The sequence below is a fragment of the Mesorhizobium sp. USDA 3734 genome, from assembly GCF_056279665.1.
On the sequence record NZ_JBWCCW010000001.1, the window covers coordinates 6,656,265 to 6,681,749 of the forward strand.

23 protein-coding genes and 1 pseudogene are annotated in these 25,485 nt (G+C 63.8%); 10 read left to right on the plus strand and 14 right to left on the minus strand.

Features of this window, described 5'->3' with window-relative positions:
* Nucleotides 1–15: 15 nt before the first annotated feature.
* From ACZ89F_RS31820 to ACZ89F_RS31840, 5 genes and pseudogenes are all read right to left on the minus strand, one after another.
* Nucleotides 16–357 (minus strand): annotated as a pseudogene (locus tag ACZ89F_RS31820) (AMP-binding protein); the annotation flags it as partial.
* A 175-nt stretch (nt 358–532) separates the two neighbouring features.
* Entirely contained in the window at nt 533–1,279 is a 747-nt protein-coding gene (locus ACZ89F_RS31825; protein ID WP_476096121.1) for a GntR family transcriptional regulator, read from the minus strand.
* A 396-nt stretch (nt 1,280–1,675) separates the two neighbouring features.
* On the minus strand, nt 1,676–2,353 hold the full coding sequence (gene rpe / locus ACZ89F_RS31830; protein WP_476096122.1) for a ribulose-phosphate 3-epimerase: 678 nt from the start codon (nt 2,351–2,353) through the stop codon (nt 1,676–1,678).
* 220 nt (nt 2,354–2,573) lie between these two features.
* Complete coding sequence (locus ACZ89F_RS31835) at nt 2,574–6,320, minus strand: DUF7929 domain-containing protein (protein WP_476096123.1); 3,747 nt, start codon at nt 6,318–6,320, stop codon at nt 2,574–2,576.
* A gap of 10 nt (nt 6,321–6,330) precedes the next feature.
* Nucleotides 6,331–8,310: a hypothetical protein gene (locus tag ACZ89F_RS31840; RefSeq protein WP_476096124.1), complete on the minus strand. Its 1,980-nt coding sequence runs from the start codon at nt 8,308–8,310 to the stop codon at nt 6,331–6,333.
* A 490-nt stretch (nt 8,311–8,800) separates the two neighbouring features.
* On the opposite strand from ACZ89F_RS31840, the gene dnaK reads away from it, so the two are divergent.
* The 9 genes from dnaK (at nt 8,801) to ACZ89F_RS31885 (ending at nt 16,109) form a co-directional block, all read left to right on the plus strand.
* Nucleotides 8,801–10,717, plus strand: a complete 1,917-nt coding sequence (gene dnaK, locus ACZ89F_RS31845) for a molecular chaperone DnaK (RefSeq protein WP_136619558.1) — start codon at nt 8,801–8,803, stop codon at nt 10,715–10,717.
* A 212-nt stretch (nt 10,718–10,929) separates the two neighbouring features.
* Nucleotides 10,930–12,060, plus strand: a complete 1,131-nt coding sequence (gene dnaJ, locus ACZ89F_RS31850) for a molecular chaperone DnaJ (protein ID WP_476096125.1) — start codon at nt 10,930–10,932, stop codon at nt 12,058–12,060.
* Nucleotides 12,061–12,210: 150 nt separating this feature from the next.
* Nucleotides 12,211–12,813 carry a phospholipid N-methyltransferase PmtA gene (pmtA, locus tag ACZ89F_RS31855; RefSeq protein WP_476096126.1) on the plus strand — a complete coding sequence of 201 codons (603 nt, stop codon included), beginning with the start codon at nt 12,211–12,213 and terminating at the stop codon, nt 12,811–12,813.
* Between the two features lie 162 nt (nt 12,814–12,975).
* Nucleotides 12,976–13,572 carry an NADPH-dependent FMN reductase gene (locus ACZ89F_RS31860; RefSeq protein ID WP_476096127.1) on the plus strand — a complete coding sequence of 199 codons (597 nt, stop codon included), beginning with the start codon at nt 12,976–12,978 and terminating at the stop codon, nt 13,570–13,572.
* Nucleotides 13,569–14,267 (plus strand): orotidine-5'-phosphate decarboxylase, encoded by a 699-nt coding sequence (gene pyrF, locus ACZ89F_RS31865; RefSeq protein WP_476096128.1) that lies wholly within the window; start codon nt 13,569–13,571, stop codon nt 14,265–14,267. The genes ACZ89F_RS31860 and pyrF overlap by 4 nt, the downstream gene beginning before the upstream one ends.
* A gap of 27 nt (nt 14,268–14,294) precedes the next feature.
* Nucleotides 14,295–14,582 carry a DUF1330 domain-containing protein gene (locus tag ACZ89F_RS31870; protein ID WP_023762651.1) on the plus strand — a complete coding sequence of 96 codons (288 nt, stop codon included), beginning with the start codon at nt 14,295–14,297 and terminating at the stop codon, nt 14,580–14,582.
* 305 nt (nt 14,583–14,887) lie between these two features.
* Nucleotides 14,888–15,208 carry an ArsR/SmtB family transcription factor gene (locus ACZ89F_RS31875; protein ID WP_476096129.1) on the plus strand — a complete coding sequence of 107 codons (321 nt, stop codon included), beginning with the start codon at nt 14,888–14,890 and terminating at the stop codon, nt 15,206–15,208.
* Nucleotides 15,205–15,690, plus strand: a complete 486-nt coding sequence (locus ACZ89F_RS31880) for an SRPBCC family protein (RefSeq protein ID WP_476096130.1) — start codon at nt 15,205–15,207, stop codon at nt 15,688–15,690. The genes ACZ89F_RS31875 and ACZ89F_RS31880 overlap by 4 nt, the downstream gene beginning before the upstream one ends.
* A gap of 2 nt (nt 15,691–15,692) precedes the next feature.
* Nucleotides 15,693–16,109 (plus strand): GFA family protein, encoded by a 417-nt coding sequence (locus tag ACZ89F_RS31885; RefSeq protein ID WP_476096131.1) that lies wholly within the window; start codon nt 15,693–15,695, stop codon nt 16,107–16,109.
* A 17-nt stretch (nt 16,110–16,126) separates the two neighbouring features.
* On the opposite strand, the gene ACZ89F_RS31890 is transcribed toward ACZ89F_RS31885, so the two are convergent.
* The 9 genes from ACZ89F_RS31890 to ACZ89F_RS31930 all read right to left on the minus strand — a co-directional run bounded on the left by ACZ89F_RS31890 (nt 16,127) and on the right by ACZ89F_RS31930 (nt 24,195).
* Entirely contained in the window at nt 16,127–17,383 is a 1,257-nt protein-coding gene (locus tag ACZ89F_RS31890; RefSeq protein ID WP_476096132.1) for a low temperature requirement protein A, read from the minus strand.
* 154 nt (nt 17,384–17,537) lie between these two features.
* Nucleotides 17,538–18,605 (minus strand): D-alanine--D-alanine ligase family protein, encoded by a 1,068-nt coding sequence (locus tag ACZ89F_RS31895; protein ID WP_476096133.1) that lies wholly within the window; start codon nt 18,603–18,605, stop codon nt 17,538–17,540.
* Between the two features lie 126 nt (nt 18,606–18,731).
* Nucleotides 18,732–19,613: an SMP-30/gluconolactonase/LRE family protein gene (locus ACZ89F_RS31900; RefSeq protein WP_476096134.1), complete on the minus strand. Its 882-nt coding sequence runs from the start codon at nt 19,611–19,613 to the stop codon at nt 18,732–18,734.
* Nucleotides 19,613–20,251 (minus strand): 2-dehydro-3-deoxy-6-phosphogalactonate aldolase, encoded by a 639-nt coding sequence (locus ACZ89F_RS31905; protein WP_476096135.1) that lies wholly within the window; start codon nt 20,249–20,251, stop codon nt 19,613–19,615. Before ACZ89F_RS31905 ends, ACZ89F_RS31900 begins: the two co-directional genes overlap by 1 nt.
* The gene (locus ACZ89F_RS31910; protein WP_476096136.1) at nt 20,248–21,207 is read right to left on the minus strand and encodes a 2-dehydro-3-deoxygalactonokinase; all 960 of its coding nucleotides are present in this window, start codon (nt 21,205–21,207) and stop codon (nt 20,248–20,250) included. The genes ACZ89F_RS31905 and ACZ89F_RS31910 overlap by 4 nt, the downstream gene beginning before the upstream one ends.
* A complete protein-coding gene (locus ACZ89F_RS31915; protein ID WP_476096137.1) occupies nt 21,204–21,971 on the minus strand; it encodes an SDR family NAD(P)-dependent oxidoreductase in 768 nt (255 codons plus the stop codon). Before ACZ89F_RS31915 ends, ACZ89F_RS31910 begins: the two co-directional genes overlap by 4 nt.
* A 163-nt stretch (nt 21,972–22,134) precedes the next feature.
* Nucleotides 22,135–23,484, minus strand: a complete 1,350-nt coding sequence (locus ACZ89F_RS31920; protein ID WP_109667529.1) for a putative bifunctional diguanylate cyclase/phosphodiesterase — start codon at nt 23,482–23,484, stop codon at nt 22,135–22,137.
* 184 nt (nt 23,485–23,668) lie between these two features.
* Complete coding sequence (locus ACZ89F_RS31925; RefSeq protein ID WP_476096138.1) at nt 23,669–24,067, minus strand: GtrA family protein; 399 nt, start codon at nt 24,065–24,067, stop codon at nt 23,669–23,671.
* Entirely contained in the window at nt 24,064–24,195 is a 132-nt protein-coding gene (locus ACZ89F_RS31930) for a hypothetical protein (RefSeq protein WP_476096139.1), read from the minus strand. The genes ACZ89F_RS31925 and ACZ89F_RS31930 overlap by 4 nt, the downstream gene beginning before the upstream one ends.
* A 252-nt stretch (nt 24,196–24,447) precedes the next feature.
* Between ACZ89F_RS31930 and gshB the strand changes: the two genes are divergently transcribed.
* Nucleotides 24,448–25,389 carry a glutathione synthase gene (gshB, locus tag ACZ89F_RS31935; RefSeq protein WP_476096140.1) on the plus strand — a complete coding sequence of 314 codons (942 nt, stop codon included), beginning with the start codon at nt 24,448–24,450 and terminating at the stop codon, nt 25,387–25,389.
* Nucleotides 25,390–25,485 lie beyond the last annotated feature (96 nt).

Below are 25,485 nucleotides of genomic sequence, written 5' to 3' on the forward strand. Positions count from 1 at the left end.
CCTCCGGCTTCAGGACGTGACGGTGGTGGCGCCCGATCTTTCCGCCAACGCTGCTATGTCGGCTGCCCTTGCCGGATCGCAGACGACCAGACGTGGTGCCGCGTCGCTGAAGAAGTACTCCAGCTCGGGCAGTGTGTAGGCAGTGTCGAGCGGCAGGAAGACGGCGCCGGCGCGCAGGCAGGCGAGACAGAGCAGGACCGCTTCCGGGCTCTTCTCGACCTGCACGGCAATGCGGTCACCGGGTTCGACACCCATTGCAAGTGCGCATGCGCCAGCTTCACCGAGCGCCAGCATGTCGCCATAGGTAAGCGAGCGGCCGTCGTCGGTTTCCACCAGCAAGCGCCCTGACGCCGGCATCCGGGACCGCTGACACGCAGAGCCGAGCGTGCTTTTCGAGTGGCATGCATTGGCGGCGAAGAGTTCGCGATTCCCAGCCGCGCCGTCACGACCGCAGACGATGGTTGACGCCTGTCGGGCCAACGCCAGAGGTTATGGGCAATGGGCCGCAAAAGACCCGCCGGGAAAACGGCCGCTATCGCCGAGCGCGCTCGGCTCTGCCCGCGACCGCCTTTGACCCGTCGTTCTGCTCGAAGCGTTTCATGCACATGGCAGCGGTCAACTGGTAGTGATTGATCAGTGCCTCGACGGCACCGTCGGCATTGCCGTCCAGGGCACATTCGGCGATCAGACGATGCTCGGCGAAATCGTCGCGCTGGACGCTCTCGCCATCATTGGCCATTTGCCGGTAGCGGTGGGCGTGATCGGAAAGCTGATCGCAGAACCCGACCAGCCATTGCGACCGGCAGGCCGAGATCAGCACCCGATGGAAGATACGGTGCAGCCGCTCCCAGTCCGGATTGAGGGAGTGGAGATTTTGCGGCGAAAGACGCGACGCGCGGCCCAGGCGATGCAGCGCCAGGACGAGTTGTTCTTCCCATTCGGCGGTGCGGTGGGCGATGGATTCGCGAAGCGCCCGCTCCTCGAGCCAGCAACGGGTGCGCGTCAGCTCTTCGAGCTCCGACGCGGTGACCGGCATGATGAAGAAGCCACGCTGGTCGTGGCGGCCGAGAAGGCCTTCCGAAGCGAGGCGATTGAGGGCCTCGCGGACAGGGGAAGCGCCAGCCCCATATTTGGAAACCACCCACTCGACCCGCAGCTTGCTCTCGGCTTCAAGAACACCCCCGAGAAGGTCGTCACGCAATTGCTGATAGACCGTGCTGGCAAGCGTGCTCTTGGGTGCTGCGGCGTCATCGTTCAGATTGGCGGCTCCGTATGTCACAGCGACTCCTTGTCCCCAATTTTTGTTTTGGGCAATTCGAGTCCGAAAGCATCCCCCTTTCGTACATGTACCATACAGCGCCTGTCGTCTCGTGCTCAAGCAGAAGATCACGCTATTGTACTTTAGCACAAAGAAATATGCACCATTCCGAAGGTCGATGCTGTAATTCCGCGCATTCCCACAACCTGCGGAAACTTAACATGTTTTCTATGCACGCAGAAGAATCTGTTCTTTTGTACGCGCGTAACCATCTGTTCTGCCGTGCGTATAGACGGCGGACGCCCGAAACGAATCAGACCGTGCTCCATTTCCGATGGCTGGACAGACGCCGAAGCCCCCGGGGCGGCTAGCCGAACAAAAAGAGCCGGGATTGATGTGGGGATGAATGCCAGTGGGTTAGCCGGCTGCGTTGTCGGCTGCCGTCCTGATCGCCTGGATGTTTTGCCGGTAGGCTTCGACACTGCCGCCTTTGAAAATGGCGGCGCCCGCCACCAGCACGTCGGCGCCGGCGGCGGTGACCAGCGGCGCGGTTTCGGCTGAAACACCGCCGTCGATCTCGATGCGGATCGGCCGGTCGCCGATCAGCGCCTTGACCCGCTTCACCTTGTCGACAACAGCCGGGATGAAGGCCTGGCCGCCGAAGCCCGGATTGACGGTCATGATCAGGATCAGGTCGAGCCGGTCGAGCACATATTCGACCACGCTTTCAGGCGTTGCCGGATTGAGCGACACTCCGGCCTTCTTGCCAAGGTTCCTGATGGTTTGAAGCGAACGGTCGAGATGCGGCCCGGCCTCGGCATGCACGGTCAAACCGTCACAGCCGGCCTCGGCGAAAGCGGCCAGATAGGGATCGGCCGGGGCAATCATCAGATGGCAGTCGAAGAAGGCCTTGGTGCGGTTGCGGATCGCCTTGATCACCGGTGGGCCAAAGGTGATGTTGGGGACAAAGTGCCCGTCCATCACATCGAGATGGATCCAGTCGGCGCCGGCCGCCGCCACCGCTTCGACCTCATCGCCAAGCCTGGAAAAATCCGATGCCAGCACCGACGGTGCGATCAAGGTCTTTCTGGTCATGGGTGCGGCCTTTCCGAGTGCCCTTTTCATCCGGCGACTCTGGATCGACTGCCTAATGCGCTCCAGCCGACTTGTCGAGTGCGCCGGCGCGGGTGCTGCACGGCCGGGTGGCGTTGTGGCGTCTCCGATCGCGTTGCAGCCAATTTCCGCTTGCCCCGGAGCCATAAGAAAAACCCGCCGGATTGCTCCGGCGGGTTTTGGTCTGGCGTCGAGCAGATGGCTATTGCTGCTGGAGTTTCAGGATTCTGTCTTGAACCGGATCCTGCTGCTGTTCGACCTGCGGCCTGCGCCGTGGCAGTACCTGCTGCAGCAGCAGGCCCGGGTTGAGCTCCAGCGACGGTTGCCCGCGAACCGGCCGGCAGTTCGGATACCGCCCGATCGTGCCTTCAGGGCAGCGCCGCCTGATGATCGGCTGGCATTGGCCATTGATCATCTGTGAGCCCGGTGCGCATTCCACCTCCTGCCTGGGCTTGCGGCATGCGCCGTTGATCACCTGCGTCCCACGCGGACAGACACATTCCCCGCGCTTGTTGTGGACCTGGCCGCGTATGTCGCACTGCTCCTGCACCGGCTGTTTGCGCCGGCAGGCATTGCCCTGCACCTCGGTACCCCTCGGGCAGACACAATCGCCGTTGGTGTCGTGGACCTGGCCACGGATGGTGCATTGCTCCGGCTTTGGCTGGATCGGGCGGCAAGCGCCATTGCGCACCTCGGTCCCTCTTGGGCAGACGCAGTCTCCATCCGCGTCGTGGACCTGGCCACGGATGGTGCACTGCTCAGGCTTCGGCCGGATCGGACGGCAAGCGCCATTGCGCACCTCAGTCCCTCTCGGGCAGACGCAATCGCCGTCGGCATTGTGGACCTGGCCACGGATGGTGCACTGCTCGGGCTTGTCGGTCCTGACGCATTTGCCGTTCTCAAGCCCGGTTCCGCGTGGGCAGACGCAGCGTCCGTCCTCGGTGCGGATCTGGCCTTCGAGCAGCACGCAGCGCTTCGGCGGCGGTGGTGTTGGCAGAATATTGGTACCACCGCCGGTGCACTGGCCGTTGCGGAAGGTTGTGCCTTCCGGGCAGACGCAGCGGCCGGCGTCGTTCATGACGAAGCCTTGCGAGCATTCCTTCTTCGTCTCCTGCCTGATCGTGAAGGGATGGCAAGCATAGGCCTTGCCGCGATCGCCCTGCACATTGGTCTGGCCGCCGCCAAGCACGTCACCGCCGCCTTGCACCCGCGTGTCGGGAGACAGGACGCCGACGCAGTTCTGGCCGCTGACGTTGCCCTGCAGATTGGCCAGGCGGCCGTCGTCGGGAATGACCACGGTGACATGGTGCACCTGGCTTTCGCCGGCGCCGAGCGTCAGGTTGGCAATGCAGGACGCAGGCAAGGTTGCCGGTTCCGGCGAGCAGCCGAAGGGCGGATCGATCGACGTGATCGCAACGCCTTCCAGCCTGCCAAGCCCGTCTACGCCGATCGCATCACCGATACGGACCGGACCCGAGAAGGGGGTCGTCCCGTCATTGGTGATGGTGATCTCGAACGAGCAGGGTTGGCCGAGCTTGCATTCGCGGTCGCCGGTCTTCTCGACACGGATGGTTGAGGTGCCGCCGCCCTTGGCGCAGGCCTGGCCGATCGGATAGACGATGTCGTCGCCCGGGGCCGGACCATACGAACCGCGCGCGCAGTTCTCGAACGCGCCATTCGCCGAGACCATCACGTCGAAGTGGCGGCTGGTTCCAGGTGTCATCACGGCACCCGGAATCTGGCACGACAGCGCATTGGCCGGAACCGGTCCGCACGCCCATTCCGCGCCGTCGGGGGTGACGGTCTGGATCTGGACGGGCGCGCCGCCGGCCACCAGCGTGGCGGCATCGTTGACCCGCACCGGACCGGTGGGGGCAGCGTTGCCAAGGCTGATGACGGTGATGCGGCAAGAGATGACCGCGGCACCGGCGAGCGAGCCGTTGCACACCTTGGTGATGCGCAGGGTCGGCTTGCCGCCATTGGGATGACGGAAGCGTTCCTTGGCGCAGGCCTTGTTGTTGGTGAGGTCGACCTCACCGGGGATGGGCTTCACCGCGGCGCAGTTCTCCACCGTGTCCGACTGGTAGCCGGCCGGCATGACCGCCTTGACGACGATCGGTGTCGAGGCGCCCGCAGGCAGCGAGATCCCCGCATTGTCGCAGCGGAACTGGCCGGGGCCGTTCGGTCCGCATGTCCAGGGCGGGCTCGGGCCAAAGGTCGAGGAGGACGGCGCGCCGCCGGGATAGCTGTCGATCACCGTCAGCGGCCCGTTATAGGTTGATGTGCCGTTGTTGATGATGTCGATCACGAAGTAGCAGATGCCGTCGGCCGTGCAGACCGGGATACGGGCACGCTTCTTCAGGATCAGGTCGACCTTCTTTTCGACCGGCGGCTGGCAGTCGCGGTCACGGTCGCCACGCCGGCAGATCGGGATCGAGGCACAGCCGCGATCGTTCGACTGGCTGCCGAACAGCGGCTTGCCGCTGGCCCCATAGTTGTAGGTGGCGCAGTTGCGCAGCACGCTGCCTTGCCAGCCTCCAGCCGGCTTGAAGCCGAGCTTGAGGTCGACGGAGGCACCCGGATTGAGTGTGGTCACCGGATAGGTGCATGTCATCGGGGTGGTGCCGGGTACGCAGACCCAGGGCGGATTGGGCCCTGAATCGAGCGTGGATCCAGCCGGCAGCGTCACCTCGTCGAGCACGATCTTGCCGTGGTAGGCACCGGTGCCGACATTGGTGACCCTGATGGTGAAGTCGCAGCCGCCGGCCATCGTGCAACGCGTCACGTCGGCGCGTTTCTCGACCTTGAGGTCCGGCTCCTTGTCCTTGGGCGGGCACCTCTGGTCACGCGGGATGACGATGTCGATCGTCTGCGTGCAGCACAGGCCCCAGCCTTCCTTCGGACCGGCATAGGTTTCGATGCCGGTGACGATGAGGTGGATGACGTCGCCGGGCGATGCGCCGACGATCTTCCAGTTTAAGACACCGCCGCCCGCCGGCACCAGCTGGGTGTCGGGGATGATGGTGATGCCTGATGTGGTCGTCGACACCTGCACCCATTTGCCGCCCATCTCCGGGCCGACCGGCATGTGGTAGATGAAGGCGCCACCGCCGGGCACGCAGTCGACCGTGCCGCGTTCCACCTTGAAGCATTCCTTGCCGGGAGGTGGCGGCGGCGGGTTGCACTTGGTGACGTCGATCTTGATCGAGGTCTTCACGCCGGTCTTGAAGTCGCCGTCGTCGGGCTTGCTCGGATCCTGCGACGGGATGATGGTCCCGGTGCCCGGTCCGGCGGTCACCTTGATCATGCCCTGGTTGTCGACGATCGTCGGCGCGGGAAATGCCGCATGATCGATCTTGGCCGTGATCACGAAGTTGATGACGCGCTCGTTGGCAGCGCCGACGCCGTCCAGATCGGAAGTGGAGATGCGGAAATCGGAAACGACAGCCGTGTCGTTCGGATTCGACGACGTGCTGATCGTCGCCCCCGGCAGCGGTCCACCGGACGCATCCGTGCCGTCGCCGGACACATTGACGTTGACGATCTCGAGGCCGTGCGGAAGCTGGTCCTTGAAGTCGAGTTGGAGTTTTTTCAGCCTGGCCACGAAGCTTGGGTCCGCAAAGCCTTGCGGGTCGCCGCGCAGGCCGAAGCTCAGCGAATAGACGACGTAGTCGCAGCCTCGTTGAGTGCCTTTCTTGGTGAAGAAGGGCACGACCCGGTCGGGCCTTGGAGTGACGACGCGCGAACTGTCGAGGTCGAGCTTCAGCTCCGGGGTGATCGGGGCAGCGTCTTCCGCAAAGCCTTGCACCGGGGTCAGCATGGCGACCGCGATACCGGCCGCCATCAGCCAGCGCGCGCCGCGCCTGGCGTATGACAGGGGTTTCATGATCGTCTCCATGACGGTTGTTTGAGCGTTCGTTGCGAGCGGGGAGAGTGCGAGATTTTTCATCTTCCCCTCCTCAACGTTCGCAGCTGACGGCTGGGGTTCTGAGCGGCAAAGTCATCTTGCAGCAAGGGTAGTAGCCACCCTTGTCCTTGTCGGACTTCCTGTAGAAACAGAGCCCGACATCGACTGTGTCGCCCGGATAGTGGCCGGTGATGTCGATCGTGTAAGGCTTGCCGGGCGTATGCGACTGGGATGATGTCACCCCGACGCCTGGTGTCCTGGACTGGGCCTTGATCGAATCGCCGCCGAAGCCGGCATGGTCATGGAGATAGAGATCGGCCTCGAGGCCGGAAGGCGTGCAGTAATACTGGACGTCCTCGACATCGATGCACGGAGGCAGATTGCCGGGCGGTGGGAAGTCCGGCGGGTAGAAGGGGGGCAGATAGCCGCCCGGGATTTCTTCATAATAGCCGGCGCGGCCCTCGCAAGGATGCCAGACGGCAACGTCGCCGACATGGCCTTCGACTTCCGGGTCTTCGAAATAGCCGTCGAAATCGACGAACCAGGAGCCGAAGGGCGGCACATTGGCCGGCTCGACCAGCTCTTTCGGCGTGATCTGCACGCCGTGCACGGCCAGCGGTCCGCCGGCGGCGAGCTGTTCGGCGAGAGCCGGATTGTCGCGCAATTTGTCGCCGGTGTTGACCAGCGTCTGCGTGCAGACCGAGGTGTCGAGATTGCCATCGGCGTCATAGCCATATTGCAGGTCGAGACCGCCGGCCGACTGCCGGTTGCCCTGCGGGAAGCCGATCGCATATTCCTGCGGCATTTCCACCCAGACCGATTCGGTTGCCGGATCGTCCGGGTTCTCTCTGAAGTAGCGGATGACCTCGCCCTTGCCGGAATCGGCGAACTGGCTGTAATCGTAGCGGTTCTCGACCGGGCCGCGCTGGGCCAGGTACATGAAGCCGCTGTTGTCGAAGGCGATATCGGTGACGGCGTAGTCCTTGTCGGCCTTGACCGTCAGTTCCCAGCGCGGGTCGCCGGCAAAGGTGCCGTCGCGGGCGATGCCCACCGACCAGATTTCCGACTTTTCGCCGACCGAGTAGTAGAGCCGGCCGCCATGATAGGAGACGCCCCAGACGCGGCGCTCGTCCTGCGTGTAGCCCCAGCTGTCGGGGTCTTCGCTGTCGAAGGCCGCGCCCTGTATGTCCATGACCGACCCGTCGTCGGCGACGGGAGCGAGGCCATGTGCGGGCCGGCCGGCAACGCCATGGTCGAAGCTGTCGATCAACCTGCCGTCGGCGTCGATGCGATGGATCAGGCCGGTATCGAGGTCGGAAGCAAAGAACTGGCGGTGGCTGGCATCGAAGGTGAGATTGCCGATGCCGGGACCGCTGTTGGTGTCGATGTCGGCGAATTTGGAGACCTGGCCGGTGATGCCGTCGATCTTCCAGACGGTGCCCGGCCCGCCGCCGTTTTCGGTGCCGAACTGGCCATCCATGAAGGTGGCGCCGGCCGCGCCGCGGCGCTGCCGCTCGGGGCGACCGTCATCGTCGGCGTCCGGGATGACGATGCGGATGCCGTGCAGCGAGGTGGCGCCGGCATAGAGATTGGGAACGCCTGATGGAACGCCATCGCGCACGCCATCGTCATAGGTGACGCCGAACACCTGGCCGATCTGGCCGGCCGTCACCTCGAAGGGCGGCGGCGTGTTGACTAGCTGGCCGGCGGCCGGCCCGCCCAGGTGCGAAACGTCGAACACGCGCAAGGTGGCGCGGGTGGGGTCGATGAAGGTTTCGTCGACCGGATCGACGCCGGGCGGGAGGCCCCCTTTTTCGGAATCAGGGGGGTCGAAATTGGGAATGATGGTGCCGGAAAATCCGGTCACCGCCATCGAGCCGGGATAGATGATCTGAGTTTGCTGCGCCTGCGCGGCGCCACCCAGCCACAGGCCGGCGGCGAGCGCCAGCGCCAGCAATGCGCCGCCGGCATGCGCGGCACGACGCAAACGACCATCAAGAGACGACACGAACGAGCCGCGGATGCGAGACATGACACTCCCCCCGTAGTCGACGGGAGAAACGTCCGGTCTGGCCGCGCAAATCAGGGCAAGGCGCGGCGTTCCGGCTCGTTCTTCCCTGATCGAATTGTCTGCTTTCCTCATTGTCACGATACGCCTGCTCTTACGCAGGGTCAACGGAATCAGCGGAAAGCCCAGCGCATCGACCCCGTCCCGAAGGCGGTGGTCGCGCCGAGCTCCTGTTGTTCCCGGAGACCGCGGAGTCTCTGGGTTATTGGTCATGGGGGGCTTCCTTTCCGGGCCGCACCATGCGGCACCTGGACATCAGTCGCAGGCGGAGGTGGAAAGGTTCATGGAAGCCTTGCGCAGAATGCTTGCGCGCGATGCTGCCTGTTCTTATATACGCGCCAAGCCGTTCGGTGCCGGAATGCCGGTTGCCGGAACGGGATTTCTTGTGAACAGGGGCTTTCGTTGGAACGCCTGTACGGGTCCTGAGAGCCTGCTTAGCGGAGAGACTAGAAAAATGGCAAAAGTAATCGGTATCGATCTCGGCACCACCAACTCCTGCATCGCCATCATGGATGGCAAGGAGCCGAAGGTAATCGAGAATGCGGAAGGCGCGCGCACGACGCCTTCCATCGTCGCCATCAGCGGCGACGACGAACGTCTCGTCGGCCAGCCGGCCAAGCGCCAGGCGGTCACCAATCCTGAAAACACCATCTTCGCGGTCAAGCGCCTGATCGGCCGCCGCTATGACGATCCGGTGACGGAAAAGGACAAGAAGCTTGTCCCCTACAAGATCGTCAAGGGCGACAATGGCGATGCCTGGGTCGAGGCCGGCGGCAGGAAGCAGTCGCCCTCGCAGATTTCGGCCATGATCCTGCAGAAGATGAAGGAGACGGCGGAAGCCTATCTCGGCGAGAAGGTCGAGAAGGCGGTCATCACCGTTCCGGCCTATTTCAACGACGCCCAGCGCCAGGCAACCAAGGATGCCGGCAAGATCGCCGGCCTTGAAGTGCTGCGCATCATCAACGAGCCGACGGCTGCGGCGCTTGCCTATGGCCTCGACAAGAAGGAAGGCAAGACCATTGCCGTCTATGACCTTGGCGGCGGCACGTTCGACATTTCGGTGCTCGAGATCGGCGACGGCGTGTTCGAGGTCAAGTCGACCAATGGCGACACCTTCCTCGGCGGCGAGGATTTCGACATGCGCCTGGTCGAATATCTGGCGGCCGAGTTCAAGAAGGAACAGGGCATCGACCTGAAGAACGACAAGCTTGCCCTGCAGCGCCTCAAGGAGGCTGCTGAAAAGGCCAAGATCGAGCTGTCGTCGACCACCCAGACCGAAATCAACCTGCCTTTCATCACCGCCGATGCGACCGGGCCGAAGCACCTGACGCTGAAGCTGACGCGCGCCAAGTTCGAGCAGCTGGTCGACGACCTGGTTCAGCGCACGATTGCCCCTTGCAAGGCAGCGCTCAAGGACGCCGGCCTGAAGGCCGGCGAGATCGACGAAGTCGTCCTGGTCGGCGGCATGACCCGCATGCCCAAGATCCAGGAGATCGTGAAGCAGTTCTTCGGCAAGGAGCCGCACAAGGGCGTCAATCCGGATGAGGTCGTCGCTCTCGGCGCCGCCATCCAGGCCGGCGTGTTGCAGGGCGACGTCAAGGACGTGCTGCTGCTCGACGTGACGCCGCTGTCGCTCGGCATCGAGACGCTGGGTGGCGTGTTCACGCGCCTGATCGAGCGCAACACGACGATCCCGACCAAGAAGAGCCAGGTGTTCTCGACGGCCGAGGACAGTCAGTCGGCCGTGACCATCCGGGTCTTCCAGGGTGAGCGCGAAATGGCCGCCGACAACAAGGCGCTCGGCCAGTTCGACCTGGTCGGCATCCCGCCAGCGCCGCGCGGCGTGCCGCAGATCGAGGTCACCTTCGACATCGACGCCAACGGCATCGTCAACGTTTCGGCCAAGGACAAGGGCACCGGCAAGGAGCACCAGATCCGCATCCAGGCATCGGGTGGTCTTTCGGACGCCGACATCGAGAAGATGGTCAAGGACGCCGAGGCCAATGCCGAGACCGACAAGAAGCGGCGTGCGCTGGTCGAAGCCCGCAACCAGGCTGAAGCGCTGCTGCATTCCTCGGAGAAGTCGCTGAAGGAATATGGCGACAAGGTCTCGGAGACCGAGCGCACGGCGATCTCCGACGCGATCACGGCGCTGAAGACCGCGACCGAAGGCGATGACGCGGCCGACATCGAGGCCAAGAGCCAGGCGCTCGCCGAGGCTTCGATGAAGCTTGGCCAGGCCATGTACGAGGCTTCGCAGAAGGAAGCGGCGGAAGCCGACGCCAAGGCGGACGCCGCCAAGGACAGCGACGTGGTCGATGCCGATTTCGAGGAAATCGACGAGGACGACGACAAGAAGAAGTCGGCCTGAACCGTTTGACGGCAAGATAAAGCGAAAAGCCCGGCGAAGGCCGGGCTTTTTTGCAACCCCTTGCAGAAAAACAGCGAGCCTTGCTGAAAAAATGCAGGCAAAGCCCCGTCGACACTGGCATCCCGCTTCCATCGCACCTAAATCGGAACGGCAATGCCGGCAAACGACGCAACAAGGCTTCAAGACGTTGAGCATCCGGACAGCGGGAAAAAATGAAAGCTGATTTCTACGAAACGCTGGGCGTGCAAAAGGGCGCCGATGAGAAGGAGCTCAAGAGCGCTTTCCGCAAGCTCGCCATGCAGTTCCATCCCGACCGCAATCCCGGCGATCATTCCTGCGAGCACAAGTTCAAGGAAATCAACGAAGCCTACGAGACGCTGAAGGATCCGCAGAAGCGCGCGGCCTATGACCGCTTCGGCCACGCGGCCTTCGAACAGGGCGGCATGAATGGCGGCGCGCAAGGCTTTGGCGCCGGCGGCTTCGCCGACATCTTCGAGGATATTTTCGGCGACATGATGGGCGGGCGCCAGCGCCGCTCGTCGGGCGGCCGCGAGCGCGGCGCCGACCTGCGCTACAACATGGAAATCACGCTGGAAGAGGCCTTTGCCGGCAAGACCGCGCAGATCCGCGTGCCGGCGTCGATCTCGTGTACGGAATGTTCGGGCAGCGGCGCCAAGCCCGGCACCCAGCCTGTCACCTGCTCGATGTGCAACGGCCACGGCAAGGTGCGCGCCACTCAAGGCTTCTTCTCGATCGAGCGCACCTGCCCGCAATGCCAGGGGCGTGGCCAGACCATCAAGGACCCATGCCCGAAATGCGCCGGCCAGGGCCGCGTCACCGAGGAGCGGTCGCTGTCGGTCAACATCCCGGCCGGCATCGAGGACGGCACCCGCATCCGCCTTGCCAATGAGGGCGAGGCCGGCCTGCGCGGCGGGCCGTCGGGCGACCTCTATATTTTCCTGGCGGTCAAGCCGCACGAGTTCTTCCAGCGCGACGGCGCCGACCTCTATTGCAAGGTACCGATCTCGATGACGACGGCCGCCCTTGGCGGCTCCTTCGAGGTGACGACGCTGGATGGCACCCAGACCAAGGTCAAGGTGACCGAAGGCACCCAGAACGGGCGTCAGTTCCGCCTCAAGGGCAAGGGCATGCCGGTTCTGCGCCAGCCCAATGTCGGCGACCTCTATATCCAGACCGCGGTCGAGACGCCGCAGAACCTCACCCGCCGCCAGCGCGAACTGCTGGAGGAGTTCGAACAGCTCTCCTCGCAGGACAATTCGCCCCAATCGAGCGGCTTTTTCGCTCGTATGAAGGATTTCTTCGAATCCTTCGGCGAGCGTTGACAAATCAGGAATGGCGCGCGAACCGATAAACCGCGCCGCATCCTGGGACGCGACGAAATCTATCTTATCCACGACATTGGCGAGGTCGTGCCTTGCCTTGCGTCAACCAGGTGTTAATTAGCTTTGCGGGGAGCGCTGAGGAGAACTTGCATGACACGTCCCGGACTGCGGAAGGCGCTTGCCGAAAAGTTCGACGACGAGCTCAAATTCTTCAAGGGCTGGATCGACAAGCCGAAGACGGTCGGCTCGATCGTGCCGACCAGCTCGATCACCGCCCGCAAGATGGCTTCGATCGTCAATCCGAAATCCGGCCTGCCGGTGCTCGAGGTCGGTCCCGGCACCGGCGTCATCACGCGCGCCATCCTCGCCCAGGGCGTGCGGCCCGAAAACCTCTACGCGGTCGAATACAACACGGATTTCGTGGGCCACCTGCGGCGGCTCTATCCCGGTGTCAACGTCATCGAGGGCGATGCCTTCAATCTCAACGCCACGCTTGGCGACAAGAGCGGGATGATCTTCGATTCCGTCGTTTCGGGCGTGCCGCTGCTCAACTTTCCGGTCGCCCAGCGCATCGCCTATATCGAGAGCCTGCTCGACCGCATCCCGGCCGGACGGCCGATCGTGCAGCTGACCTATGGCCCGATGTCGCCGATCCCGGCCGGTCGCGGCGACTACACGGTCAAGCATTTCGATTTCATCTTCCGCAACATCCCGCCGACGCAGCTGTGGATCTACCGGCGCGAGGCGCACTGAGTGAGAGGGGAGTACGGGAATAGGGGAGTAAGGCAGTAGGAAATGAACGGCTCAATTTCCATTCTGTCCCCTACTCCCCTACTGCCTTACTCCCCTATTCCCCCATCCAGCCGTTGATTTGCTCGAACCTTGGCTGTACCTGTCCGGGAACAAGGGTGGCCAATGGCAGTGATCCCGAAAATCCTCGTCTTCGCCGGCTCGGTGCGCAGCGGCGCCTACAGCGGCAGGACCGCCGACGTGGCGCAGAAGGAACTTGCCATGCAAGGCGCCGAGGTGACCCGCATCTCGCTCGCCGACTATCCCTTGCCGATCCTCGACGAGGATCTGGAAAAGGAAAAGGGCGTTCCTGAAAACGCCCAGAAACTCGGCCGTCTGGTGATCGCCCATGACGGGCTGCTGATCGCCACGCCCGAATATAACGGCTCCATCCCGCCGCTGCTCAAGAACACGATCGACTGGGTGAGCCGGGTGCGCAGGGATGGTGGCCGCACGGTCAGGCCGCTTGCCGGCAAGGTCGCCGGCCTCTGCTCATCCTCCAACGGGCACTTTGCCGGCATCCGTTGCATCAACCATCTGCGCGCCGTTCTGGTGCGCTGCCAGATGGAAGTGGTAACGCCGGAATGCTCGGTGCCGGAGGGTGGCGACGCCTTCGACGAAGACGGCAATTTCCGTGACGAAAGACTGCACAAATCGATGGAGCATCTATGCCGCACGCTGATCGAAACCTCGCGCATGCTGTCCACCCGGATCGAGGCATGATCGCCGATAGCATGCGCGACCGGCTCATCGTCGGCCTCGACGTGCCGACCGTGAAGCAAGCCGAGCAGGCGGTGCGCGAACTCGACGGCGTCGTCTCCTTCTACAAGATCGGCTATCAGCTGGCCTTCGCCGGCGGGCTCGACTTCGCCAGGGAACTGGCCAGCGGCGGGACCAAGGTCTTCCTCGACATGAAGCTGCTCGACATCGACCACACGGTGGCCAAGGGGGTCGAGAACATCGTCAAGATGGGCATGACCATGCTGACCATCCACGCCTATCCAAAGGCGATGCGGGCAGCGGTGGAAGCAGCGCGCGGCAGCGACCTTTGCCTGCTTGCCGTCAGCGTGCTGACCTCTATGGACGAACAGGACGTGATCGACGCGGGCTATGAATATGACCCGCACACACTGGTGCTGCGGCGCTCGGAACAGGCGCTGCATGCCGGCATGGGCGGCATCGTCTGCTCGGCCGAGGAGGCGGAAGCGGTACGCCGCATCGCCGGGCCCGACCTGGCCGTGGTGACGCCCGGCATCCGTCCCACGGGTAGCGACCATGGCGACCAGAAGCGTGTGGTGACGCCGGGCCAGGCGATCCGCAACGGCTCCAGCCACCTCGTCGTCGGCCGGCCTATCGTCGCCGCCGCCAACAAACGGGAAGCGGCCGAAGCCATCCTTGACGAAATGCGCTCGGCATAATCCAAAGAACGACTTCGGAGACAACAAATGCCCAAGGGATACTGGATCGCCCGCGTCGATGTGCGCGACGCTGAAGGCTACAAGGACTATGTCGCCGCCGCCAAGCCTGCCTTCGAGCGCTTCGGCGCGAAATTCCTGGCGCGCGGCGGCGAACATGAAAAGGCCGAAGGGCCCGGCCGCGCACGCAATGTCATCATTGAGTTCGAATCGCTCGCCGCCGCACACGACTGCTACCACTCGCCGGAATACCAGCGCGCCGTCGCCATCCGCCAGAAGGTCGCCGACGGCGAGATCGTCCTGGTCGAGGGCGCCTGAGGTCCACCGAACCATAGTTCTGAAGCGTGGTATTCGGTTTCGCCGGAGATCATGCTCAAGGCTGGATGGAGCCTAGCGGCGCTTCAAGCAAAGCCCCGGCAGGCTCACCTCCCATATCTTTGCCGCGTCCCTCCATGGCGACCTGCCAAGCACCAGTTGCCGGCTGCGGAGCGTTGATGCCGCGCGGCTTGTCGAACGACCGACTGTCCCAACAGCCTTCGCTTTGAGCCATTGCGACGCGGCCGACTGCCAGTTGACATGCAGGTATTTACCTGCATATTCTGCCTTACAACAGAGCGAGACCGATGGACGCCGACAAGGTTTTCAAAGCGCTGGGCGACCCGACACGCAGAAGGCTGCTTGACCTTCTGTGTGAGCAGAACGGGCAGACGCTCAGTCAGCTTTGCGAAAACCTGGACATGGCACGGCAATCCGCCACCCAGCACCTCGACCTGCTGGAGGCGGCCAATCTGGTGAGCACGGTCAAGCGCGGTCGCGAGAAGCTGCATTTCATCAACCCCGTGCCGCTGCACGAAGTCTACGAGCGCTGGGTGCGGAAATTCGAACGGCAGCGGCTCAGCCTGCTGCACGACCTGAAGCAAGAACTCGAAGGAGAAGACAAATGACCACCAAAGAGACCACGAGCTTTGTCTACGTGACCTATATACGCTCGACGCCGCAGAAGGTGTTCGAGGCCATAATCAAGCCCGATGTCGCAAGGCGCTACTGGGGCCACGAGAACGTCTCCGACTGGAAAGCGGGCTCGACATGGGAGCACATCCGCGCCAATGACGAACGGACCGTCGAACTCGTCGGCAAGGTCGTCGAGATCTCGCCACCGACCCGTCTCGTCATCACATGGGCGAACGCCTCGCAGGCCGACGATCCGTCAAAAACCAGCCGGGTGACGTTCGCCATCGAGGAATACGACACCATGGTGCGGCTGACCGTCAGCCATGACGAACTCGAAGCCGGCAGCGGCATGGCGAAGGGCGTCAGCCAGGGTTGGCCGGCCGTGCTGTCGAGCATGAAATCCTTCCTGGAAACCGGCAGCGGCATCGACCTTTTCGCCAAGCCGAAATCAGCCCTGATCGCAGCGGGAGAATAACAATGACCAAGCGCTATATCGGCGGCTGTGCATGCGGCGCGATCCGCTATGAGACCAGCGGCGAGCCGATCTTCCAGAACCACTGCCAATGCATCGATTGCCAGAAGCGCTCAGGCACGGGCCATGGATCCTATATGACCTTCGGCCGGCGCGCCGATATGGCAATTACCGGCGAGGCGAGCACCTGGCGGGTGGCGGGCGCCAGCGGCAACGAAAAGATCCACGCCTTCTGCCCAACCTGCGGAACGCCGGTCTACCTGACATTCTTCGCCATGCCGGAGCTGATCGCGATCAACGCCACCAGCCTTGACGACCCGGACCAGTTCAATCCGCAGGCGGTCACCTATACCATCCGCGCCCATGCCTGGGACAAGATGGATCCGTCCTTGCAGGCGTTCGAGCGAATGCCTCGGGGATAGTCCTGGAAGCAATCCAGTTATTGTCGCGGCTCGTCGCTGGCGAGCGCTTCAGCCTGGTGGCGGTGCCCGAGCATTTCGTAGCCGACGATGGTGACGGCCGGCGCCAGCATCAGGATGATCAGGCAGATCGCCATGTCGACGCCGGCAAGTGCCGCGAGAATGGCAAGTGCCACGACCGCCGCGGTCGCGAGCAGCAGCCAGATGTGGAACGGGTCGAAGCGCCGAACGAGATAGGTGTAGAGCGCATAGATTGCCGCCAGGAAGACGGCGACGGGAACAGCGGTGGCAAGCAGTGTCGCAAGCGGGCCGATATGCGCCTTGTGCTCGATGAAATAGGCCGCGACATGCAGTCCAGCACCGGTGGCGACGATTGCCGCGACAACCAGCATCTGCCCGTACCCCCAGACGAATGCGCGGTTGCGATGGGCATGCAGGATCGGCGCTGACGGCAGCATGTAATAAACCCACCACATGCCGAAGGTGAGCCCGGTGCCGGCGATGCAGACCAGTGCCGCATCCACGGTCCAGCCCTGTTCCTCGACCACGGCGGACAGGGTGGCGAGGGTGCCGACGACCCCCTCACCCAAAGCGATGATGGCAAACAGGCTGTAGCGCTCGGCCATATGGTGCGCATGCCAGGGCGTGCCGCCATCCTTGCCTTCCGCGATCACCGGCCCCGCCATTTCGATCAACCCGAGAATGACGGCGAGGATGATGCTGGTGCCGACCGGGAAATCGACGACGATCTGCACCACCCAGCCGATCTGGGCGACCGCAATTGCCGTGACGTAGGTCAGGCAGGCGCGACGCCGGGCAGGGTCCTGCCGTGCAGCGCGCAGCCACTGGAAGATCATCGCCACCCGCATGATGACATAGCCCAGCACCATCACCGAATTGTTGAGGTGCTCGCCGTGTTCGATGGAGGCGAACATGCGTGGCAGGCCGAGCGCCAGCACCAGCACGCCGATCATCTGCACCATGGTGACGAGCCGGAAAATCCAGTCGTCGGTGTCATAGGCGGAAGAGAACCAGGAGAAATTGATCCAGGCCCAGCAGATGGCGAAGCTGGCAAAAGCGAAACCGAGCAGGGCCGCCGAGTAATGGCCTTCGGCCAATGCATGGGCGAGTTGCGATGAGGCAAAGCTGAACGCCGTCACGAAGGTCAGGTCGAACAGAAGCTCGAGCGGCGTCGCGACGCGATGCACCTCATGCGGATCGCGCCCGGCCATGCGCCTGACATGATGGTGGAGGACTTCGACTGAAGTTGTGTTCATCGCGCGGCCTTCGCTTAACTCTTTGTTTTGACGCAATTCCCAAGGGAAAGCGCTATGCGCTTTTCCCGGGAAAACCGCTTCACACTTTTCCCGGAATTGCTTTCGGATCGTCCGCCGACACTAGAGGCAGGGCGAAAGCCGTCAAGGCACGCAGCTACCGGTTGACGCCGAGCAGCCGGCTCGCCGCGGTTTCGGCCATGGCATCGGCAAGCTCGAGGCCCCATTGCTGGCGGCAATAGGCGCGGAAATCGAAGCAAGGCAGGCCGGGACAGACCTCGAACTCGATGAGGTGGACGGTGTCGTCGGCCTCGACCCTGAGATCGATGGAAAACACATCGCGCAGGCCGAGCCCGCTCATCAGCTGCTCGGCGATCGCGCGAATCCCGGCATCGGCGGCCGGCTGGCTGTCGGCAACCGCGACGAGTTCCGGTTCGGCGTAGTGTCCCGCCGCTTTCGCTGCCTCGCCGGTGTCGCCATAGAGCGCCAGGCTGTCCGCCATGGTCTGGAAATCGGCGCCTGAATCGACAAAGGCGACGCCAAGCGCTTCGACCCCGGCGCCAGGCACCAAGCCGAGAAAACTGGCGCGTACGTTGCGGCCGGCGACATAGGGCTGGACGACGACGTCATCGCGATAGGCCGAAAACACGCGCCGGCTGAGTTCCAGCGCGTGGCCGAGATCGTGGCAGCGCGAATCCGCCCAGATACCGATCTTGGCGCCAAGCCGATTGGGCTTGACGAACCAGCCGTCGGCAGAGGCCGGCGGCTCGACCAGCCATTTGCCGTCGCGCGCAAGACCAGCCTGCGGCACCGGCAGGCCGAGCGCGCCAAGCACGGCGCCGGAGCGGAACTTGTCCTGGCAGAGCGCGAACAGCGCATCGTCGGCGCCGATCGTCTTGAAGCCACCCAGTCTCGCCAAAGCGGGCGCCGCGCCGCCCCGGAAATAGGCAATGCCGTCGGTCAGTGTCCAGACCAGCGTCGTGTCCGGGTCCGCGCCGGCGAGCGCGCTCGCGGCGTCGTCCAGCGCCACTGGCGTGAAAGACAGGCCGCGTGCCTGACAGGCGCGGCCAAGCGCCCCGAATTCAGGGGCGAGATCGGTCGACTGCGCCAGATAGGACGCGATTTCGGCAGCACGCTGCGGTGCATGCCCGTCGGCGACCAGACGGCCCAGGCAGGCCTTTTCCGGCTCGTGGACGAGGATCAGTCTTGGCTTGCGGCTCGGCATGAAATGAACGTTCCCCGACGACACGATCGCCTACCATCGCACGGTGAAGGGAATCGGCTCTTGCGAAACCGACCGGGTCGGACGGTTGCGTGACAACACACCGTCCGACCGCAGTGTGCAGTTCAATCAGGCGATCAGCACGCGCGGTTCGAAGCGGCCGTTGACGGGAATGTCGAGCAGAAAGGTCATGCCGCCCTGCAGATCCAGCAGACGCTGCTTCTCATCCTTGCCCGACCAGGCGGAGGTGACCGCCAACCGGTCGGCCTTGGCGCCGATAAAGGCCGGGCAGGATGGCTGCGTCACCGGCATGGCGACCGTGCGGACGAGCTTGCCGTCGGGTCCATAGGCTTCGATGACGCTGCCGCCCCAGACGGCGTTCCACAGAATGCCGTCGCGGTCGAGCACGGACCCATCGATATAGCCCTTGGCCGAGCGGTGATCGACGAATACCTTCGGCTCACCGGCGGGCAGGCCGGTCGCCGGATCGCAGGCGACGCGCAGCAGCAGCCCGGTCGCGGTGTCGGTGTAGTAAGCGATCGTGCCGTCCTGCGAAAAGCAGATCGAGTTCGACACGGTGATGTCCGAAAACAGGCGGCGCAGCTCACCCTTGAAAAACCAGTAGATCGAACCGGCGCCCTTTTCCTCCTTCTTGCCCATCGTGCCCATCCACAGGGCACCGCAGGGATGGACCCGGGAATCGTTGGAGCGCGTGATCGGATTGTCGGCCTCGACAGGCGTGTGCAGCGTCAGTTTGCCGGTCGCGACGTCGCGGACAAAAAGGCCGGTCTCGGCGGCGATCAGCTGGCGCTTCTCGTCGATGACGGCGATGGCGCTCGCCATCCGGCCAAGCTCATGGACGGTGGTCGCGCCGCCGGACAGCCGCTTTTCCAGAAGCTGGCTGTTGACGATGTCGAACCAGAACAGCGTATCGGTGGCGGGATCGTAGCTCGGCCCTTCGCCGAGCTGGCAGACGTGATCGGAAAAAACCGAAACGATCGCTTCGCTCATCATGCTTCTCCGAACACCGCATCCCAGGCCGTAACGGCGGCGTGCGCACGCGCCGCCACCTCGTCAACGCTCATGCCCGGTTTGAACAGGCTGGAGCCCAGTCCGAAGGCCGTCACGCCCGCCGCCTTGTAGCCGGCAAAATCTTTTTCGGAGACGCCGCCGACGGCACCGACCAGCGTTTGCGCCGGCAACACGGCGCGCATCGCTGAAATGCCGCCGGCACCCAGCACGCTCGCCGGGAAGAATTTCAGGGCCGAGGCGCCGAGCTTGATCGCCTGGAAGGCTTCGGTCGGCGTGAACACGCCGGGCATCGTCACCATGCCGTAGTGCATGGCGCGCGCCATCACCTCGGCATCGATGTTGGGACTGACCAGCAGCCGCCCTCCGGCCTGGTGCAAGCCATCGACATCGGCCGGCGTCAGCACCGTGCCGGCGCCGACCAGCGCCGCTTTCGGTAGCACTTGGACGATGCGAGCGATCGACGAGAACGGTTGCGGTGAGTTCAGCGGCACTTCGATCGCCTCGATGCCGGCGTCGAACAGCGCCTGGCCCATGGCCATCGCCTCGGTGGGCTTGAGCCCGCGAAGGATGGCAACCAGGCCGCGCTTGAGTTTGGGGAAAGGTGCGGTCTGGCTCATCGGGCTGCTCCAATTCTGGCGATCATGCCGTTCTCGCGCGCGGCTTCAATGAGCCCAGCACGCACCGCCTCGTCGGCGTCGACGGCCCGAACCTCAAGCCCGGCAAGGCCGAGTGCGGCCTGGTAGAGCGCGGCCAGCGCGCCTGAGGCAATCAGCACCACGGGTTCCGCGCCGGCGCCGTGACGGCGGCTGGCCGAGGCGATCTCGCCACCGATCAAAAGACCGGACAGGCAGGCCGCGGCATCGTCGGCTTTCAGGTCCTGCAGCAGGCCGGCGGCGCGGATGGAAAACAGCCGCGAGGTGACATCGCCGCCTTCGCCCAATGCGGTTTCGCACCAGCGGCGGAAGAACGGATTGTCCGATGTAACCGCGCCTGGATGTTCGCCGAGCGAATGGCGCAGGATCGAGTGCGCGGCAAGCACCGAGAACAGCTCGCCGGTCGGCCAGGTGCCGAAGCCGGCGACAGTGCCGTCCTCGACCAGCACCCATTTCGAATGGGTGCCGGGCATGCAGACCAGCTGGCGACCCTGGGCCGGCAGGCCGGCGCCGGCGAGCTGGGTTTCCTCGCCGCGCATGACGTCGGGCGCATCGGTCAGCCGCTGGGCAAGACCCGGAACGATGCGGATATCGCGGCTCTGGCCTGGCACCTTGGCAGCACCGCCGAGAATGGCCCTGAGCGGCGCCGGCACGGTGACATAGGGCGCTTCCAGCCAACCCTGGCGGGAACCGGCCATGCCGCAGATGATGACGGGCAGCGCCTCCAGCGCTCCCATCGCCTCCAGGTGCCCATCGAGAATGGTTGCAAAACCTTTCTGCTGCGCGGTGATCAAGCCATCATCGCCGCGACGTTCGGCAAGCACCTTGCCTTGTCCGTCGATCAGCCAGACCCGCATGCGGGTCGTGCCCCAGTCGACAGCGGCGAGCGCCGGCGCGTTGCCGGCAAACCCTGGGCTCACAGGAAACCTCCATCGACGATCAGCATCTGCGCGGTCAGCATGCGCGAGGCGTCCGAGGCGAGGAACAGCACGGTGCCGACGATGTCGTCCGGCTGCATCACCTGCTTGATGCACTGCTTGGCGACATGGGCGGCAAGTCCCTGCTCTGTCACCCAGAGCTCTTTCTGCCGCTCGGTGATCACCCAGCCGGGCGCGATGGCGTTGACGCGGATGCCGTCGACACCGAGCTTGCCGGCCAGCCCCTTGGTGAGGCCGAGGATGCCGGCCTTGGCGGCCGTGTAGGACGGCATGTCGGGGTGGTTGATGAGGTAGGATGTCGAGGTGAAGTTGATGATCGAGCCGCCGCCGGCCCGCTTCATGCCCGGCGCCACCGCTTGCGCGGTGAAGAAGTGCGGCCGCAGATTAATGGCCTGGTTGTTGTCCCAGAACTCGACCGTCACGTCTTCGACGGCGTGGCGTTCGTCCCAGGCCGCATTGTTGACCAGCACGGTGACATCGCCATGCGCCTCAGCGGCCTTCGCGGCCGACGCACGCAAAGCCTCGACGTCGCGCAGGTCGGTCTTGAGATAAAGCGGCCGCCTGCCAAACTCTTTCTCGACGCGGTCGGCAAGTATCGTGCTTGGGCCGTCGGCGATGTCGATGAAGGCGACATTGGCGCCCTGGCGCACAAAACCCTCGGTCAGTGCCGCGCCAATTCCGGAGCCGCCGCCGGTGATCAGCACCGAGGCTCCTTCGAGGTCGGCAAAATGCGCCGATGGCATCATATCTGTCTCTCCCAGCGTGACCGGCGCGCATCCTAGCCAGACAGGTCGCGCGGGCAAGGGCGAACCATCGGATTTCTGGGCTTATGTCAGACAAAACGACAATGCGCCGCACTGGATGCGCATGGCGGCATCATCAGGATGGCGGCGGCTTCGCGACCGCCGGTCAGATCGCCTTGGCGCGCAGGGCGCCGCGGAAGGAATCGCGGAGATAGCCGAGTGTGGCGTCGGCATCGACCGGCTTGCCGAACAGATAACCTTGCCCGCCGGCGCAGCCGAACTGGACGAGGCGGTCGGCCTGCGCTTCCTGCTCGATGCCTTCGGCGACGACGTCCATGCCGAGCCCTTCGCACATGGCGAGAATGGCGCGGATGATGTGTTCGGACGGCCTGTCATCGAGAATGGAGGAGACGAAGGCGCGATCGATCTTGAGCTTGTCGAAATGGAATTCGCGCAAGCGGCCGAGCGAGGACTGGCCGGTGCCGAAATCGTCGAGTGAGACACGGATGCCGACGCGGCGCAGATCCTCGACGATCTGCGCGGCCGAAGCCGGGTCGTTCATCAGGCCGGTCTCGGTGATCTCGATCTCCAGCCGGCGCGGATCGAAGCCGGTGCGGTCGAGGATCGCCAGTATGTGCAGGCCGGTGTTCTGGTCGACGAGCTGCGAGGGCGACAGGTTGAACGACAGGAACAGGTCCTTCGGCCAGCTTCTGGCGGCTTCTGTCGCCTTGCGCAGCACCAGTTGCGACAGCGGGCCGATGATGCCGCGCTCCTCGGCGATGGGAATGAAGACCGTTGGCGGCACGGAGCCAAGGTCGCGATCGGTCCAGCGCGCCAGCGTCTCGAAACCGATGGTACGGCGAGTATTGAGGTCGACGATGGGCTGGAAATGCGGCTCCACCTCGCCGGCCGAGACGGCGCGGCGCAGCGCCTGTTCGATGCGGGTGACGCGCTTGGCCGCTTCTTCCATCTCGCGGGTGTAGACGACGACGCGGCCACGGCCGGAACGCTTGGCGTGGTAGAGCGCCGTCTCTGCCTTGTTGATGAGGATCTCGGTGGTCTCGTCGCCGGAATAGAACAGCGAGCAGCCGACCGAAGCCGAAAGCCTGGCTGTGCGTTCGCCGACATCATAAGGCGCCGACAGGATCTCGATCAGCATGCGGGATTTTTCGGCCGCTGCATCCTCGCTGAACACCAGGGGATAGAGAAAGGCGAACTCGTCGGCGCCGATGCGGCAGACCGTGGAATGGCCGTCCATCGAGGCGCGCAGCCGCATGGCGACCTGGATCAGGATATCGTCGCCGGCCTTGTGGCCGAACAAATCGTTGATCGGCTTGAAGCCGTCGAGATCGAGAATGCCGACGGTAAAGGGTGCGGGATCGTCGGCACGGTCGCTGATCAGGCGATCGACCTTGTCGAAGAAGCGGCGATGGTTGCCAAGCCCGGTCAACGGATCTGTGAATGCCAGATCCGTGCTCTCCCTGTTTGCCTGACCGGTGCCAAACGAAGTTTGCATCGGTGTCCCTGTTTTGTGACGTCGGAATTTATTTCGAGACTGGCAGCAAACCCTTTAGGAAACGTATCGCGAAATCGATTTTTCGCGGCTAAGCGGCGTCATGTGCACGGGGACCGATGCGAGGGGCGGCGCGGGCTGGCGACAGTCACTCCACAAAGCGCAAAATAGCGCGCAAAAAAGCGCACTAGCCGCGCGTCGGAAACACCCATAGCGACGACATGACGTAGCTCACGGCGCCTGCGGCAACCGTGGTCAGCGCCGACATGGCGAGCGGCGACAAGCCGAAACGCGTGACCGCCAGGTGCGACACCAGGCCCGAAAACAGAGCGCATCCGAGCTGCAGGGCAAGATAGCGCGGCATGGCGCTGACGTGGTCGTGCTGGCCGCCGAATGTCCAGCCGCGCTGTGCGCTATAGGCAACTACGACGGCAATCGCATAGGCGACAACGCTGCCGATGAAGGGCGAAAGGCCCAGCGACACCAGGAGCCACGACAGAACGAAGAACAGCAATGCGGCGCCGATGCCGACCGTCAGGAACCGGAACAGGCGTGTCTGGACAAAGGCCGGCAATGCTTCGCTCATGCGTCGCGCGCCGGCAGCTGGTTGGCCGGCAGCTCATCGGCCAGCAAGTCATCGTTGAAGCATGGCATCCGGATGGTGAGTTCGAGCTGTCTGGTTGCGATGGCGCGGATGGCGGTGACGGCGTTCATGGTCGTTGTTCCATCGAGTGCCCCGGGACTGCGTCAGCACGGGCCGGACGCATTCGGGGGCTTACCCTTGCACGGCAAGGCTTAAGAAAGCGATGACGCGCAGCCTCGCTCTGTCTCCAGATGGCCGGCGGATCGGGCGTTGGCTCGGGTTTGCGACTTCTGATGCCAATCTTCAAAATGTCGCGATTGGCAGACGGGCAGTGAGCCTGTACAGGCAAGACAGTCGCCCATCCGAGCCGCCGGAGACCCGCCATGAAGCTGAAAATCGCCGTCCAGATGGACCACATCTCCACGGTGTCGATCGCCGGCGACACCTCGTTCGCGCTATCGCTGGAAGCGCAGCGGCGCGGCCATCTTCTGTTCCACTACACGCCGGACCGGCTATCGTTGCGCGACGGCAAGGTGTTTGCCCGCATCGAGGAGATGCAGGTGCGCGACGAGAAGGGCAGCCACTATTCGCTGGGCGAGAAGGTGCGTACCGATCTGTCGGAGATGGACGTTGTCCTGCTGCGTCAGGATCCGCCCTTCGACATGAACTACATCACCACCACGCACATCCTGGAGCGCATCCATCCCGGGACATTGGTGGTCAACGACCCGGCCTGGGTGCGTAACAGCCCGGAAAAGATCTTCGTCACCGAGTTTTCCGACCTGATGCCGGACACGCTGATCACCAAGGATCCGCTCGAAGTTGCCGCCTTCCGCAAGGAGTTCGGCGACATCATCGTCAAGCCGCTCTACGGCAATGGCGGCGCCGGCATCTTCCATCTGCACGAGGCCGACCGCAACCTTGCCTCGCTGCTCGAAATGTTCGGCCAGATGTTTCGCGAACCCTATATCGTGCAGCGCTATCTGAAGGACGTGCGCAAGGGCGACAAGCGCATCATCCTAATCGACGGCGAGCCGGTCGGCGCCATCAACCGGGTGCCGGCCGAGCACGATTCCCGGTCCAACATGCATGTCGGCGGCCGCGCCGAAAAGACCGAGCTGACGGAACGCGAGCGCGAAATCTGCGCCCGCATCGGACCTTCGCTGAAGGAGCGCGGCTTCATCCTTGTCGGCATCGACGTCATCGGCGACTACATGACCGAGATCAACGTGACCTCGCCGACCGGTGTGCGCGAGGTCAAGCGCTTCGGCGGCGCCGACATCGCCAGCCTGTTCTGGGACGCGGTCGAGGACAAGCGGAAGTGACCGTTTTCATTTTGTCTTAACCATGTTCCGTTTTTGCAACCGGACTCTATTCGGCTGCAACCTACGCGCTTATGTGTTCCTGTAATGTTCTTGATT

Excerpts from the sequence above, each read along its gene's own strand:
- ACZ89F_RS31835 (WP_476096123.1), bottom strand. The coding sequence starts at position 6,320 with ATGAAAAATCTCGCACTCTCCCCGCTCGCAACGAACGCTCAAACAACC.
- ACZ89F_RS31925 (WP_476096138.1), bottom strand. The coding sequence starts at position 24,067 with ATGAGCGAAGCATTGCCGGCCTTTGTCCAGACACGCCTGTTCCGGTTC.
- dnaK (WP_136619558.1), top strand. The coding sequence starts at position 8,801 with ATGGCAAAAGTAATCGGTATCGATCTCGGCACCACCAACTCCTGCATC.
- gshB (WP_476096140.1), top strand. The coding sequence starts at position 24,448 with ATGAAGCTGAAAATCGCCGTCCAGATGGACCACATCTCCACGGTGTCG.
- ACZ89F_RS31905 (WP_476096135.1), bottom strand. The coding sequence starts at position 20,251 with ATGAGCCAGACCGCACCTTTCCCCAAACTCAAGCGCGGCCTGGTTGCC.
- pmtA (WP_476096126.1), top strand. The coding sequence starts at position 12,211 with ATGACACGTCCCGGACTGCGGAAGGCGCTTGCCGAAAAGTTCGACGAC.
- ACZ89F_RS31900 (WP_476096134.1), bottom strand. The coding sequence starts at position 19,613 with ATGAGCGAAGCGATCGTTTCGGTTTTTTCCGATCACGTCTGCCAGCTC.
- ACZ89F_RS31915 (WP_476096137.1), bottom strand. The coding sequence starts at position 21,971 with ATGATGCCATCGGCGCATTTTGCCGACCTCGAAGGAGCCTCGGTGCTG.
- ACZ89F_RS31870 (WP_023762651.1), top strand. The coding sequence starts at position 14,295 with ATGCCCAAGGGATACTGGATCGCCCGCGTCGATGTGCGCGACGCTGAA.
- ACZ89F_RS31880 (WP_476096130.1), top strand. The coding sequence starts at position 15,205 with ATGACCACCAAAGAGACCACGAGCTTTGTCTACGTGACCTATATACGC.
- dnaJ (WP_476096125.1), top strand. The coding sequence starts at position 10,930 with ATGAAAGCTGATTTCTACGAAACGCTGGGCGTGCAAAAGGGCGCCGAT.
- ACZ89F_RS31920 (WP_109667529.1), bottom strand. The coding sequence starts at position 23,484 with ATGCAAACTTCGTTTGGCACCGGTCAGGCAAACAGGGAGAGCACGGAT.
- ACZ89F_RS31875 (WP_476096129.1), top strand. The coding sequence starts at position 14,888 with ATGGACGCCGACAAGGTTTTCAAAGCGCTGGGCGACCCGACACGCAGA.
- pyrF (WP_476096128.1), top strand. The coding sequence starts at position 13,569 with ATGATCGCCGATAGCATGCGCGACCGGCTCATCGTCGGCCTCGACGTG.
- ACZ89F_RS31930 (WP_476096139.1), bottom strand. The coding sequence starts at position 24,195 with ATGAACGCCGTCACCGCCATCCGCGCCATCGCAACCAGACAGCTCGAA.
- ACZ89F_RS31885 (WP_476096131.1), top strand. The coding sequence starts at position 15,693 with ATGACCAAGCGCTATATCGGCGGCTGTGCATGCGGCGCGATCCGCTAT.
- rpe (WP_476096122.1), bottom strand. The coding sequence starts at position 2,353 with ATGACCAGAAAGACCTTGATCGCACCGTCGGTGCTGGCATCGGATTTT.
- ACZ89F_RS31895 (WP_476096133.1), bottom strand. The coding sequence starts at position 18,605 with ATGCCGAGCCGCAAGCCAAGACTGATCCTCGTCCACGAGCCGGAAAAG.
- ACZ89F_RS31840 (WP_476096124.1), bottom strand. The coding sequence starts at position 8,310 with ATGTCTCGCATCCGCGGCTCGTTCGTGTCGTCTCTTGATGGTCGTTTG.
- ACZ89F_RS31890 (WP_476096132.1), bottom strand. The coding sequence starts at position 17,383 with ATGAACACAACTTCAGTCGAAGTCCTCCACCATCATGTCAGGCGCATG.
- ACZ89F_RS31860 (WP_476096127.1), top strand. The coding sequence starts at position 12,976 with ATGGCAGTGATCCCGAAAATCCTCGTCTTCGCCGGCTCGGTGCGCAGC.